Source organism: Sulfurimonas sp. (assembly GCF_041563495.1).
Lineage (GTDB): Bacteria > Campylobacterota > Campylobacteria > Campylobacterales > Sulfurimonadaceae > Sulfurimonas.
Window position 1 is genome coordinate 155744 of record NZ_JBFFMZ010000004.1, and the last position, 14519, is coordinate 170262.

13 protein-coding genes, 1 tRNA gene and 2 pseudogenes are annotated in these 14519 nt (G+C 35.7%); 11 read left to right on the forward strand and 5 right to left on the reverse strand.

Annotation, left to right across the window (positions count from 1 at the left end; all coding sequences use genetic code 11):
- The first annotated feature begins 42 nt into the window (after positions 1-42).
- Both ABYK18_RS05770 and ABYK18_RS05775 read left to right on the forward strand, forming a co-directional pair.
- A complete protein-coding gene (locus ABYK18_RS05770; RefSeq protein WP_373035702.1) occupies positions 43-867 on the forward strand; it encodes a mechanosensitive ion channel family protein in 825 nt (274 codons plus the stop codon).
- The gene (locus tag ABYK18_RS05775) at positions 864-1619 is read left to right on the forward strand and encodes a YdiY family protein (protein WP_373035703.1); all 756 of its coding nucleotides are present in this window, start codon (positions 864-866) and stop codon (positions 1617-1619) included. Before ABYK18_RS05770 ends, ABYK18_RS05775 begins: the two co-directional genes overlap by 4 nt.
- Here ABYK18_RS05775 and ABYK18_RS05780 read toward each other — a convergent pair.
- A complete protein-coding gene (locus ABYK18_RS05780; RefSeq protein ID WP_373035704.1) occupies positions 1589-2701 on the reverse strand; it encodes an MFS transporter in 1113 nt (370 codons plus the stop codon). The genes ABYK18_RS05775 and ABYK18_RS05780 overlap by 31 nt on opposite strands.
- Before the next feature lie 93 nt (positions 2702-2794).
- Between ABYK18_RS05780 and ABYK18_RS05785 the strand changes: the two genes are divergently transcribed.
- The 3 genes from ABYK18_RS05785 to ABYK18_RS05795 all read left to right on the forward strand — a co-directional run bounded on the left by ABYK18_RS05785 (position 2795) and on the right by ABYK18_RS05795 (position 6364).
- Complete coding sequence (locus tag ABYK18_RS05785; RefSeq protein WP_373035705.1) at positions 2795-3280, forward strand: PAS domain-containing protein; 486 nt, start codon at positions 2795-2797, stop codon at positions 3278-3280.
- Positions 3252-4688, forward strand: coding sequence for a methyl-accepting chemotaxis protein (locus ABYK18_RS05790; protein WP_373035706.1), 1437 nt, complete (start codon positions 3252-3254; stop codon positions 4686-4688). Before ABYK18_RS05785 ends, ABYK18_RS05790 begins: the two co-directional genes overlap by 29 nt.
- A 176-nt stretch (positions 4689-4864) precedes the next feature.
- A complete protein-coding gene (locus ABYK18_RS05795; RefSeq protein ID WP_373035707.1) occupies positions 4865-6364 on the forward strand; it encodes a DUF4080 domain-containing protein in 1500 nt (499 codons plus the stop codon).
- Here ABYK18_RS05795 and ABYK18_RS05800 read toward each other — a convergent pair.
- Together ABYK18_RS05800 and ABYK18_RS05805 are read right to left on the reverse strand one after the other, a co-directional pair.
- Complete coding sequence (locus tag ABYK18_RS05800) at positions 6361-6807, reverse strand: CZB domain-containing protein (protein WP_373035797.1); 447 nt, start codon at positions 6805-6807, stop codon at positions 6361-6363. The genes ABYK18_RS05795 and ABYK18_RS05800 overlap by 4 nt on opposite strands.
- Positions 6784-7473, reverse strand: a pseudogene (locus ABYK18_RS05805) (methyl-accepting chemotaxis protein); the annotation flags it as partial. The gene ABYK18_RS05800 and the pseudogene ABYK18_RS05805, both read right to left, overlap by 24 nt.
- Positions 7474-7578: 105 nt before the next feature.
- Between ABYK18_RS05805 and ABYK18_RS05810 the strand changes: the two are divergent.
- The 5 genes and pseudogenes from ABYK18_RS05810 (at position 7579) to ABYK18_RS05830 (ending at position 11821) form a co-directional block, all read left to right on the forward strand.
- Complete coding sequence (locus ABYK18_RS05810) at positions 7579-8217, forward strand: transglutaminase-like cysteine peptidase (protein WP_373035708.1); 639 nt, start codon at positions 7579-7581, stop codon at positions 8215-8217.
- Positions 8214-10139 carry a LapD/MoxY N-terminal periplasmic domain-containing protein gene (locus ABYK18_RS05815; protein WP_373035709.1) on the forward strand — a complete coding sequence of 642 codons (1926 nt, stop codon included), beginning with the start codon at positions 8214-8216 and terminating at the stop codon, positions 10137-10139. Before ABYK18_RS05810 ends, ABYK18_RS05815 begins: the two co-directional genes overlap by 4 nt.
- 423 nt (positions 10140-10562) lie before the next feature.
- Positions 10563-10913 (forward strand): annotated as a pseudogene (locus ABYK18_RS05820) (methyl-accepting chemotaxis protein); the annotation flags it as partial.
- Between the two features lie 75 nt (positions 10914-10988).
- A complete protein-coding gene (locus ABYK18_RS05825) occupies positions 10989-11351 on the forward strand; it encodes a CZB domain-containing protein (protein ID WP_373035798.1) in 363 nt (120 codons plus the stop codon).
- Between the two features lie 86 nt (positions 11352-11437).
- Positions 11438-11821 (forward strand): DUF302 domain-containing protein, encoded by a 384-nt coding sequence (locus ABYK18_RS05830; protein ID WP_373035710.1) that lies wholly within the window; start codon positions 11438-11440, stop codon positions 11819-11821.
- An 18-nt stretch (positions 11822-11839) separates the two neighbouring features.
- Here ABYK18_RS05830 and ABYK18_RS05835 read toward each other — a convergent pair whose 3' ends face one another.
- Positions 11840-12292: a hypothetical protein gene (locus tag ABYK18_RS05835; protein WP_373035711.1), complete on the reverse strand. Its 453-nt coding sequence runs from the start codon at positions 12290-12292 to the stop codon at positions 11840-11842.
- Between the two features lie 62 nt (positions 12293-12354).
- A tRNA-Ser gene (locus ABYK18_RS05840) sits at positions 12355-12442 on the reverse strand.
- A gap of 132 nt (positions 12443-12574) precedes the next feature.
- On the opposite strand from ABYK18_RS05840, the gene ABYK18_RS05845 reads away from it, so the two are divergent.
- The gene (locus ABYK18_RS05845) at positions 12575-14512 is read left to right on the forward strand and encodes a DUF1538 domain-containing protein (RefSeq protein ID WP_373035712.1); all 1938 of its coding nucleotides are present in this window, start codon (positions 12575-12577) and stop codon (positions 14510-14512) included.
- Positions 14513-14519: the final 7 nt, after the last annotated feature.

A 14519-nucleotide genomic window follows, 5' to 3' on the forward strand; every position in this document is an offset into this window, starting at 1 on the left:
CAATTTGTTATAATTTCACAAAATTCTCAAATAGGGTTGACAATGGATATCTCAAAATATATAGATATGCCTCTTTTGTATGCAAGTGAATACGGACTAAAAATAATTGCTGCTTTACTTATTTTCATAATTGGTAAAATAGCCGTAAAAAAAGTCACTGCTCTTTCTAGAACTTTAATGTTAAAAGCAAAAGTCGACAACACATTTGTCGAGTTTTTAGAGAGTATTATTTACTTTGTCTTATTGATTGTTGTTATCTTAGCTTCGCTAAATACTTTAGGAATCAACACAACATCTTTTCTGGCTATTTTTGGTGCGGCCGGACTGGCTGTGGGTTTAGCCCTTAAAGATTCTCTATCAAATATAGGTGCTGCTGTTTTAATAATCATCTTTCGCCCGTTTAAAGTCGGAGACACCATAGAAGCCGCAGGAGTTAGCGGAACGGTAAAAGATATAAATCTCTTTTCAACGATTATAGAACCCGTAGACAAAAGCATTGTGGTAGTTCCTAATTCATCTCTTATAAAAGGGAATATCACGAATTTTTCACAAAGAACACAGCGTCGAGTTGAACATGTTTTTGGAATCGGCTACGACGATGACTTGCAACTTGCCAAAGAGACTCTGATGCAGATTATTCAATCAGACGAAAGAGTTCTGACTGAACCTGCACCGCTTGTTGCAGTGAGTGAGCTTGGAGAGAGCAGTGTAAACTTTGTGTTTCGTGCATGGGTTGAGACAGCTGATTATTGGGATGTACACTTTGATATGCTTGAAAAGGTCAAACTTACTTTTGATGAGAAAGGAATCTCCATCCCATTTCCTCAAATGGATATTCACACAAATAAAATAGAAGGAAAACAGTGAAAAAAATTCTACTTATAGGCATCTTAACAACGCAGTATCTTTTTGCACTCATATCTATCGCCCCTGTAGAGCTTGGCGAAAAACCAGGACTCTCCGGAAAATTTGAAGCGGGACTTGAGACAAAAAGAGGGAATACGGATAAAGACAATTACAAGGCTTCTGTAAGAATTAATTATGATAACAATGCAAGCTATGTAATATGGGGAGAATTCTCCGGAGAATACGGTGAATCAAACTACGTGAAAGATACCAACAAAGCTTTTTCGCATCTTAGATATATCCACTCGCTTACCGATGACGAAAACTTGAGATATGAACTTTTTGCACAGCTTGAAAGTGATGAATTCAGACGAATAAACAGCAGGCTGTTGGGTGGTGCAGGATTAAGGTACAGAGTGTTCAACTCTCCAAAAAACGGTAAAGGTTTTTTTGGACTTGGCGGATTTTACGAAGATATAGAATATACCAATTCACAAATAGATCCTTCAGAGGATAACGTAAGATTAAATTCATATCTTGCCTACAGCGTTGCTCTTTCAGATATATCTACATTTTCTTATGTACTATACTACCAACCAAAAGTGGATGATTATTCAGATTATGTATTTTCAAATGAACTTGAATTAAAACTCAATATACTGAAAAAACTATTTTTAAAACTAAGCGTCACACTGAATGAAGACAGTAATCCGCCCGTTGGCGTAAAAAAAACCGATTTTACTCAGACAACAACATTTCTTTTTAACTTTTGAGACCAAAGATATAAAAACCAAGATGCCATCAGTGCGATAAAAGCTGCACTCAAAAAGAGGTATCTTGGAAATAACTCGTAAATGTACCCCGCATATAAAGCTCCTATGAATCCGCCTAAACCATAAGTAATTCCGGAGAAAAACTGCTGTGCCAAAGATTTGTGTTTGTACAGATAATACAAGTAACTAATAGCTGCTGAATGAAAAAGCGCAAAACTAAGCGCGTGAAGTGTCTGTGAGAAAAATAGGATGCTCAGATTCTGTGGAAACAAAAACAGCAAAAACCATCTTACACCTGTCACAAAAGTTGTTATTTGCAAAATCAAAAGCAGGTTCCCACGCAGAAGCCTGCCTTGAAAAAAGAGCATAAATATCTCGGCTAAAACACCAAAACTCCAGAGATATATGGTCATATCCAAGCTTATACCGTAGTCAGTCTCATATATGGTAAAAAAGTTGTAAAATGCTCCAAAACTAACCTGCATCAGGGTAAGTCCTATCCATAATCTCAAGTCGGCAAATAAGTTTATATCATTAATGACTTCTGTGACTTTGTCACTTTTTTCATCTGAGTTTTTTACAATCACAAATGCTATCATTGCGGTTAAAAAAGAGAGAACAAGCAGATAATTTAAAGCTATGTCTGCGCTACTTAAGAATTTAACAAGCACAAGAGCCACAAGAACAAAGCCGACAGAACCAAAAAGTCTGATTTTTCCATATCTCTCTTTACCGATAGTCTTAAGAGATATGACTTCAATATATGGAAGAATAATACTAAGTCCAATACCCAAACCTATATTTGCACCGAGTATTTTATAAAAATCATCTAATGAAAAATAAAACATAACACTGCTAAAAAGCATAATGACAAGTGCCGTATTAAAGATTTTCACATTAAGCCTCAAGCCTCTTGTAAAAGCAAATGGAAGTAAGAATCTGACTAATGGTCCAGCTGCAAATATAATTCCTATTTCACTCGCGGAGTAGCCTACCATAGCCAAAACTTTTGGCATAAAGATGATATAAACACCGATTATTGCAAAATAAAAAAAGTAGAAAGAGGCTAGTAATATTGGCATTTATGTTATATCTCCTTGATATATGTTAAAGAATTATAGCAGACAAATGTGTTATAATCATCACAGTGCAACAATACAAAGGGGGGACATTTCATGTTAAAAGAAATGAAAGAAGAAGACTTTATAGTCTCCAAGACTGACCTTAAAGGTCGTATAACATATACAAACAAGATTTTTATGGATATGGCTGAATACACTGAGAAAGAACTGCTTGGCAAGCCTCACAGTATCATCCGTCATCCTGATATGCCAAAAGCAGTTTTTCGCTATTTATGGGAAACAATAGAAAAAAAAGAAGAAGTTTTTGCCTTTGTAATCAACAAGACAAAAAACGACAATGCATATTGGGTATATGCGAATATAACAGCCTCTCTGGATGAAAGAGGCAACATCATCGGCTACTATTCTGTCAGAAGAAGACCTAATCCTAAGGCTCTAGATATTATTATTCCTCTGTATAAAAAAATGCTCGAAGTTGAAAAAAGCAGTGGAGTCGATGCATCATTTAAAGTTTTAACAGATATATTAGAAGAGAAGGGGGTAAGTTACGATGAACTCATTATCGCTATTCAAGAATAAACAAGCCGTTTTACTTTTTACTGCACTAGTAGCAGTAGCTATTTTTGGTCTAATTAGTGCAAATTATATTTTAAGCGGGGCACTATTTGTTGTTTTAATAATTTCTCTTTTTATCCCTACCGCTTCAACGACAAACTCTGAAACAGAGTTATCAAAAGCAATGTTTAGAGTTATTATCAATGCATCGTCTGGTAATCTGGAAGACCGTGTAACACATATACCTGATGACGGTTCATCTCTTTCAGCTCGTGCATGGGCTCTAAATGATCTCCTTGATCAACTAGAAGCTTTTATGAGAGATACTGAGACTACTATAGAAAATGCTGCTGTCGGAAAAACTTATAGAAGAACTTATTCATCAGGTCTGCATGGTATTTTCCGTACTGCATCTGAGAGTCTAAACAAAGCCATATCTTCTATTGCTAGCGGTTATGAAACAAAAATAAGAGGGGAACTGGCTCATAACCTAAGCACTTTAGGCGGAGGTGTCAGCTCCGGTTTAACCGTGATTCAAGAAGACATCAATGCATCTCAAAACAATGCTACAGAGATTGTTGAAGTAGCTCAAAAAACTGCCCAAGAATCATCAAAAAGTTTAGACAGCGTTGTAGAGATAGGTGGAAGATTAAGCAATCTTGTTGAACTTATCTCGTCTAGCCATGAAGGTATTGTAAGTCTTGAACATCGCTCAAAAGAGATCTCAGAAGTTGTAAATCTCATTAAAGATATTGCAGACCAGACAAACTTACTGGCTCTAAATGCTGCTATTGAAGCTGCCCGAGCAGGTGAACATGGTCGCGGTTTTGCCGTTGTTGCCGATGAAGTGCGTAAACTAGCCGAACGTACTCAAAAAGCAACAAATGAGATAGAGATAAACATCTCTACTCTTCAACAAGACGCAAATGACATGAGAACAAACTCAGATAATATTTCTGAGATAGCGCAAAGCTCCACTAATGTTATACACGAGTTTGAGACTACTTTCTCAGAGCTTAACTCTTTAGCTGAGCACTCATCACATGCGGCTATACAGATTCAAAACCGTCTCTTTACGACCTTGGTTAAAGTCGATCATATTATCTTTAAATCAAATGCTTACTCAACCGTGTTGGAGTCAGACAAAACTAGAGTATTTGCAGATCATAAAAATTGCCGTATGGGTAAATGGTACCTTGGAATCGGTCAAGAGAGATTCGGACATACCAAAGCATTTCAAGAGATGGATGCTCCACATGCTCTTGTTCATGATTCAGTGTTTAAAAATCTAGAGTTTGTTACACATGATTCGACTTTAAAATTTGATCATCCGAAGATTATTGTTAAGAACTTTACAACCATGGAAGAGGCTTCTAAAGTTCTTTATGGAAAACTAGACAATATGATAGAAGAGTTTAATGCAAAAGATTAATTATTGTTATTTACTTGACATTAACTTATAATTAATATAATTCTTTATCTCAATTGTGTTTTCCCCCTTTCATAAGCGAGAAAATAGACTCCTATAAATTTTTAAACAGACCAGGTGTTACTTCCCTTTTTTGATTTGGTCTGTTTTATCCTCCCTCTTTATGTTAAAATTGCAAAATGATAATCCTAACAACTCTAAACTCAAGATATACGCATAGTTCTATCGGTCTTAGATATTTATATGCAAATTTAAAAGAACTTCAGACTGACTCAAAAATCATAGAGTTTAGTATCAACGATGCTATCCAGACCGTAGCAGAAAAATTGCTTATTCACTCTCCTGAGATTATAGGCATCGGTGTCTATATCTGGAACGCTAAAGAAGTAAGTGAACTTTTACATATCATTAAAAAAATATCTCCAAAAACAAAAGTAATACTTGGCGGTCCGGAAGTCACGCATGAGCCTTTCAGGGTTAATTTTGATGAGGCGGATTTTATAATCCAAGGAGAAGGAGACATAGCATTTTATGAACTCTGCAGAGATATAGTAAGTAATACGCCTGTTCAAAACAGGATCATCAAGATGTCTCTTCCTTCACTAAAAAACATTGCTCTTCCCTATGAATACTACACGGATGATGACATACAAAACCGTTATCTTTATGTAGAAGTCTCACGTGGATGTCCTTTTGAGTGTGAGTTTTGCCTCTCTTCGATGGATGAAAAAGTTAGAGCATTTGACTTAGATGCAGTTTTGGCAGAGTTTGAAAAGTTGTGGCAAAGAGGAGCTAGAAACTTCAAGTTTGTAGATAGAACATTCAACCTTAATATGCTTACTGCCAACAAAATATTGGACTTCTTTTTAGCAAAAGACCCACCGTACTTTGCGCACTTTGAAGTAATCCCAGACCATTTCCCAGCCTCAATCAAAGAAAAAATAAAACAATTCCCTCACGGCGCTCTGCAGCTTGAAATCGGAATACAAACACTTAATACACAGATTGCCAACAACATCTCAAGACAACTAAAACTCGATAAGATAAAAGAGAATATTAGATTTTTAGAGAATGAGACTGAAGCACATATTCACCTTGACCTTATAGTAGGTCTTCCCGGAGAGTCCATACAAAGCTTTGGAGCAAACCTAGACGAGTTAGTTGGTTTAAGCAGTTGCGAGATACAAATAGGCATACTAAAAAAACTATCAGGAACTTTCATAAACAGGCATGACATAGAACACGGGATGATCTACAGTGATGTACCTCCTTATGACATCTTAAAAAACAATCAACTCAGCTTCAACGACATACAGATTATGAAAAGATTTGCTAGGTTTTGGGATTTGACTTACAATAGCGGTAATTTTAAAAAGAGCGCACCTCTGCTTTGGCAAGAATCTACAGAGGTCTTTAAAAGTTTTTACGATTTTAGTGCGTGGATATATAAACAGACAGATTCAACCTGGAAGATTTCTCTTCAAAGGCTGGGAGAGCTTCTTTTTTCATACTTAAAAGATGTTAAACGAATCACACCTGAACTGATAGCATCTATGATGCTCGAAGATATGATGAAATTAAAAGGAAGAGCCGTTCCAAACTATTTAAAACCCTATAGCAAGAACTTTCAGACAGATGCAAAAATCGGAACGGCAGGATTTAACAAAAGACAGAACTAACGTCTTTGTTCTTTTTCCTCTACTAACATTGCACTAAGAAGAGTCACAACCTTTCTAGAAGCTTTTTCGGCCGCATTAAAGAAAGTCATAACATTTTCACTCTCCGTAGTACAACTGCCTTTTTTCACACAATCTACGGCTTTTTGAATGTTCTCATGAACATCCTTATGCGGAGTGGCCAACTTAGGATAACTAGGACAACTACTAAAATTTTCTTTACCTTTTCCTGTGTGATACCACATTCCTAAGCGACACTCAGTGTCACTTTTAAAGTCACTTGTCACTTCACCTCTAAAAACAGTTTTATACCCGTTTGCTTTAAAGATAAGGTGATCAAGTTTACTTAAGATAATAAATATGGAGTTAGCAATATCTTTACTCTCTTGCTCAATTGCCGTAGCATTATCTGCCAGTGCGTGCATCTCGGTGCTAAAAACGTCCATTGAACCAATTGAGCTAGTAGATAACTCTTCCATGGCTTTTGAGTGTTCATGAACCTCTTGTGTATTCTGCTTTAGACTCTGAACCGTTATCTCAACTTCACTTGTAGCCTTTTGAGTACGTTCTGCAAGTTTACGTACTTCGTCTGCAACAACTGCAAAACCGCGGCCATGCTCACCTGCACGCGCAGCTTCAATGGCAGCATTTAAAGCGAGCAGGTTTGTCTGGTCTGAGATATCTTTAATAAGATTGATAACATCAGATATATTTTCAACATTGTTATTTAAGGTATTGACTTGCTCAAAAGTATTAGTAATATGCTCAAGAAGTAAATCTGACGTTTTATGTAATCTATCTAACTCTTCATTTACTTTAATTGTAAACTCTTTATTTTTATCTTCACTAGACTCCAGCAGATCTAATGTTCTTAAGTTACTCTCCAAGTCACCTCTGATCTCTCCAAGATCGCTATCACAACCATTTACCAGACCATTTGTAAGAGCTTTAATTAAATCAGCCATTGCCTTTTCATTTTTGTATGAAGAGCTCTCTCTTTTTAACTCTTGAACTTGTTCATTTAACGATTCTATCTCTGCTTCTAAAGTCGATATTCGTTTATCTTTCTCTTTAAGTTCCAATGACGTACTTTTATTTCTGTTGAATAACATTTTTAAACCTCATATTTAATCACATAATTGATTATATATAAAATAAGCTTAAATAATGTAAAAATATTTTATTTGATGTCAGAGAAGTTTGGATATAATCATTACATGAGTAATTTGAAGATGCTTTTTTTTCTATCCCTACTATTTATAAATATCTCTTCTGTGTTCGCAGAGCCCTACGCAGACAAAGATCTAATTGAAAAGATAGGTAAAAAATATAAGATATTTGCAAAAAAAAGATTTTATTTTCAACAAAAAACTTTTGATTCTCTAAAAGGCAGCAGTGACTTTGAAAAGCTAAATGGAGTAAATAAATTCTATAATGACGTTCGATACGTAAGTGACAAAACTAATTATGGTGTCAGCGATTATTGGGCTACTCCGTATGAATTTCTCGGAAGAGATAAAGGCGACTGTGAAGATTATGTTATAGCAAAATATTTTGCATTACAATATCTGGGAATGGATGTGAAAAAACTGTTTTTCTTCTATGTTAAATCTACAAAATTTAAAGAAGCGCATATGGTTTTGGCATATTATGAAAAGCCATCGGCAATGCCACTTATTTTAGACAATAACAACTTTAAAGTCCTGCCGGCTAACAAAAGAAAAGATTTGACACCTATTTACAGACTTCAAGCAGGACAAATCGAAAAAATATCAACAGGAAAAAAAGTAAAAAATCAAAAAGTTGGTAGAAAATGGGATCAACTTATAGAAAACATCAAAAGGAAAGTAATATGACACTCTTTAAACAAATAGCATTGATGCTATCAACATTTTTAGTAATCATCTTAATGACGGTTCTCGTCTTAAACTTTAAAAGCGCGAATGAATCGGTACAAGACAGACTTTATACAGATGCAAAAAATACTGCTTCCTCACTAAGTCTATCTCTTGGAACTGCGCAAGGTGACCTTAGTATGATGTCTACTATGATAAATGCAAGTTTTGACAGCGGATATTATCATTATATTACACTTCTGGATATTGAAGACAATGTGATATATAAAAGAGAGATTGAACAAAAGATTCTTGATGTACCCGAGTGGTTTATTAATGCTATAAATATCAAAGCACCTGTTGCATCTGCAAATGTTTCTGCAGGATGGTCTCAGGTTGGAATACTAAAAGTTCAAAGTGATGCCGCTTATGCCTACAAACAGTTATACTCCATCTTGATTGGCTTGCTTGTCTCATTTAGTATTATTGCCTTTATCGGTCTTATCATATTAAACCTTCTTCTTGTAGCTATACTAAAACCTTTAAAAGAGGTTCAAAAACAAGCCGAAGCAGTTATAAGAAATGAGTTTATTATTCAGGAAAATATTCCATATACAAAAGAGTTTAAAGATGTTGTCCTTGGTATGAATAATATGGTATCAAAAGTAAAAGCTATGTTTGACAAAGGAAATGAAGAACTTAAACGTCAAAAAGAGCTTGAGTACATAGATAAAGCAACAAAACTCAGAAACCGTAAATATCTTATTGATAAACTACCGGAATATCTCAAAATCGATGCCAGCTCAAAAGGCGGTATCAATATGATGATAGCACTTAGCGGTGTAATCGAAGCAAATGAGCAAATTGGCCATCAAGAAGTAGATAGATTGTTTTTAGCTGTTGCACATATTTTTGATGCTCATGCTACCAACTATGACAACTCTATTGTTGCAAGAATGAATGGTACAGAGTTTTCTATTTTACTTCCAGACTGTTCAGATAAAGATGGGCTAGATTTAGCAAAAGATATCTATAGCTCTTGTGAAAGAGTTATAAAAGGTTTTGAACTTGACACTAAACAAACATTTGTATCTCTTGGTCTTTATGCATATAACTACAAAGAAAACATCGGGCAACTTCTTTCACACTCTGATAATGCACTTGCACAAGCAAAATTTAACGACGATAATATTCATTTAGCAAAAGCTGAAAATACCGTTGAAGTTATGGGTAAAGAGGCATGGAGAAAAATAATTAACGCTGCCATAGAGACAAATAATTTCAACTTTGTCTCATGGACAGCAGTAGATGCAAAAAGAAGAAAAATTGCACATAATGTTCTCAGCCTTACCCTTAAAGTCGATAAAGATACAACTTACTACTACGGTCAGTTCATGGCTCCTGCAAATCAAGCCGGACTGAGTGATAAGATCTATCAAAATGTTTTAAACATGATGTTCAAGACTCCTGACATGACTTTAAAAGGTTCAACATGCTCACTCAGACTTCCGTATGATTATTTACAACAGCAAGAGACTTTTAATGAGATGAGTGAGTTATTTAGCGTATATGCTCAGAATCTTCCTTTTAAACTTATCATAGAGATGCCGGATAAACTGGTTCGCCAAAATTCTGCTTTTGTAAAAAGATATAAAGCGTTATTCGAAAAATATAACATTGATATGGGTGTTTTTGAATTTATTGGAGAGAGTGTTGATTATCAGTATTTACAAGATTTACGTCCTGTATACATCAAAGGCGAGAGCAGTTACTTCCTAAGCCAAACTGATCAGGCTCTATCTGCACTTAGACTAATCACTGATACTGTCGGAATAACTCTAATAGCTGCAGGTGTAATGGATATGGATACCCTTAACAAACTTCGTGAAAGAGATATACACGTTATTCAAGGTAAAGCTACGGAGATGATTGAACTGACGTAATATTATTTTTACAATTTATCACTTTTTTAATGTCTTTATAATATACTCGGTAGTATCATAGATAAAACAATGCTATAAAGAAGGTGTTAAAATATGTTATTTGGAAATTCTGCCAAGCTCGAAGCTGATTTAGAGACAAAAGTTAAAGAAATAAATACTCTTAAAGGTGAACTTCAAAGTGCTCACACTAGAATTTCAGAACTAGAGAGAGAATTAAGCCATTCAAATGAAGACAGAATTATGAATGAACTTATTCGCTCACTTACACATGGTTTGACACATGGTTGTGATAGAGATCTTAAAATAATACAAGAGGATCTAAGTGACAATCTTATAGCATTAGAAGACATAGATAAAAGAAACTCGACTAACAATGGGCATACAGACAATTGTTCAAACGATGTTAATGAGCTATCACAGACTATGAACACTCTGCTTGAGCATATCACGAGTACTTTTGAGCAGGTCAATACCTTAAATAACAATGTTGAAAATATTTCCAATGTTATAAGTCTTATTAAAGACATCTCGGACCAAACAAATCTTCTTGCTTTAAATGCTGCCATTGAAGCTGCGCGTGCAGGTGAGCATGGTCGCGGTTTTGCAGTCGTTGCAGACGAAGTACGTAAACTTGCAGAACGTACTCAAAAAGCTACAAGTGAAGTAGAAATCACCGTACAAGGCTTAAAGCAAAACACCCAAGAAGTACACGAACACTCAAAAGCCATGGAAGAGTTATCTACAAGTTCAAATGAACAGATGGATATATTTCAAGGAAGGATGCAAGAATTATCAGAAAATTCTCAGGCTATCTCTATAGAAAACCAAGACGTTACCTATGCAATATTTATGGTACTCAGCAAGCTTGACCATCTTATATTCAAAGCTAACGGTTACAAAACAGTATTTAGCGGAGAAGTTAAAGGTAACTTTTTATCAGATACAGAGTGCAGACTCGGTAACTGGTATTTTAATGGAACAGGCAAAGAGAAATTTGGCAATTGTTCAAGTTATTCAAAAATGGCAGCACCACATAAAGATGTTCATGATAATATTAAAAAGGCTGTTGAGTGCGTTACAAACGGAACATGTACACAAGAGTCCCAAAATGTAATGACATATTTCAATCACGCTGAAGAAGCAAGCAAAAAAGTTGTAGAACTATTATCTGCTATGCTAAAAGAAGAAAAATCCACTAGACATCACAACTAGACTCTTCATGAGTTTAGTTTTAACTAATAACTTTCTCACAAACATTTGCTATACTTATCTTAGATTTTATATAAAAAGGATGTAGGATGCTTTATACAATTGAATCAAAAAGTAGTTTAGCTACTGTAAAACAAGAGATGGAAAGTAAAGCCAAAGAGATAGGCTTTGGTGTCCTAAAAGAATACAACTTTAAAGAAATTCTAAAAGAAAAAGGCTTTCCCATTGAAAAAGAGATAACTGTTTTTGAAATATGTAATCCTGTTGCAGCACAAGAAGCACTGAGTATGCATCCGGAAATCTCCGCTTATTTGCCGTGTAGAATTTCTGTATATGAAAAAGATGGTAAGACAATACTTAGCACTATTGCCATTGAAGATATGCTTAATAGTTTTGAATTAGACAGCTCGTTTAAAAATCACATGAATAATATCTTTAACAACCTAAAAAAACTAATCTCTAGTTGGCAATAGATAATGGGTTTGGGTACTTTACTGAACTCTTCTGGAGTTTAGTCCTTTAGTTATAGCCTCGTTTATCTCTTTTTTATACTCAGGATTCAATTGCCCCAGCTCTCTATCAAACTTTATAACGATATCTTTGTTTGTGTTTGGATGCCTGCATATTGTAAAAAGAATGTCCATATATACGTCAAAGTCTGGATGCGCTCTTTGTCCGAGCTTTTCATGGACCTTACCATGATATTTTATGATTAAATCCAGAGCCTCTTCAAGTTCTTTCGTAGTTGTTTTTTTCTTTTTTATTATAGCTCTAAGGGATTGCAAGTCCGTATCTGCAGGTCGTTTTTGAGAAGGGGTTTCATCTTTTGAGGGCAACTCTACCTCCCTTTTTTTGCGACTAGACGGTAAAAATAAAAGAAATATTAAAAGAGCTAAAATTACAACCAAGCCCATAATAGATTTCAACAGCAACGTTATTTCCATAAATACGGCCCTTTAATTGTTTTGTTAATTGTTATATCGGTAAAAACTAGTTTTGAGTTTAATGGTGGACAGCTAGGGATTCGAACCCTAGATAGGTTGCCCTATACCCGCGTTCCAGGCGAGCGCCTTCGACCACTCGGCCAGCTGTCCTTAATTGGAGATGAAAGTGTACCTATAACATACTTAAAATTTCATCATCTCTAGTTAATAGTTTTTTATATTTATCCTTAATTTTAGCAATATTAAGATAATATTTCATTATAATTTACATAAAGGTGACCAGTGTTAAGCATAGCTTCATTTTTAAAACTACTAAAAGAATCATTCAGGGATTTACTTCCTATCATTCTTGTTATTATGTTCTTTCAGCTAGCGATTATTCAAAGTGTGCCTGAGAACTGGCTAAGTACGGCCATAGGGCTGGCTATAGTCGGTGTTGGTCTTGCTGTATTTCTTTTGGGACTTGAGGTGGGAATTTTTCCTGTTGGAGAGGGACTTGCAAGTGAGTTTGCGAGAAAAGGTTCCATAAAATGGATAGTTGTTTTTGCCTTTATGATAGGCTTTGGGACTACTGTTGCTGAACCGGCACTTATTGTAATTGCACAAAAAGCTGCAAGCATTAGTGATGGACGGATAGATGCAAACACTCTTAGACTTGTAGTTGCATTTTCAGTCGGATTTGCCATAGTTTTAGGTGTTTGGAGAATCGTTAAAGGTCACCCGATTCATTACTACATCATTGCCGGCTATGTTATGGTTGTAACGGCTACAGGCTTTGCACCAAAAGAGATTGTAGGTCTTGCTTACGACTTGGGCGGTGTTACAACTTCAACTGTAACAGTTCCTCTTGTTGCAGCACTTGGAATTGGTCTGGCATCTACTATCAAGGGAAGAAATCCTGTATTAGACGGTTTTGGGCTTATAGCTTTTGCATCTTTGACCCCTATGATATTTGTACAGTTTTACGGGATGTTTGTATATGAATTTGTTGATGCCGTTGAAAATATACCTGTTTTAGCTCCGATAACTGAAGCAGTAGCTATAAATAACTCTGTTGAATTTGATTTTAATGTAGTAAATATTTTAAAAGGTCTTATTGGCGTTATTATAGATGTTATTCCTATCTTGGGAGTTATTCTTTTCTTCCAATATGTAATTCTAAAAAAATCTATTGATAATCTGAAAGAGGTAATTATAGGTTTTGGGCTGGTGATCATAGGTTTAGACGCTTTTATTGTCGGTTTGGAGATGGGTCTGTTCTCAGTTGGTGAGACTATGGCTTTTGAGCTTACTCAATATGACAACAATATCATTATATACTCTTTTGGTTTTCTCATAGGTTTCTCGACCACTATGGCTGAACCTTCACTGACCGCCATTGCAAAAAAAGCAAAAGAGATAAGTGACGGCAAAATAAATGACTTTATTCTTCGTCTCTTTGTTGCACTCGGTGTTGCCATAGGCATCTCTTTGGGGGCTTACCGCATCGTTGTCGGTGGAGAAATAGTCTACTACATCATGTCAGGTTATCTGTTTGTTATAGTTCTTACTTTTATGGCACCGAAATATATAGTACCTATTGCTTATGACAGTGGAGGTGTAACAACTTCAACCGTAACAGTTCCTTTAGTAGCGGCACTTGGTCTTGGTCTTGCAACCAATATAGCTGGACGTGACCCTCTTATTGACGGCTTTGGCCTTATCGCTTTTGCTTCACTTTTTCCAATGCTAACAGTTATGCTTTACGGGATTATAACTGAGAAAATGGGTATCAAAGGAGAACATGAACGTGAAGAAAGGCACATGGATGAACTTCGTCAAGCAATCGAACATGCTAATGATATGGGACTATCAACAGTTCATATACACGGAACCGGACAAAGACACTCATACAAAATGCCTTTTTCTGCCGTTCATGTTATAGTACCGAGGAAAAATCAGGACAAAGCACTGATAGCAGCCCGTGATGCAGGTGCCGGCGGTGTAACCATCATGGATGCCCATGGTATGGGACTAAACGAAATGGACAACTTTTACAACCGTCTTCACAGTGAACCTACTGATGTGAACCTGATGTTCATTGTTCCAACCAAGAAAGTTGACCATATTATCTTTAGCGTCATGCATAAGTTAGATATTATAGGTCGAGGAGATGGGATATCTTACTCTTATCCCATCTCGCATCTTAAAGGTTTAACACTTAAAAGCAGTGATTTATAGTATTAAG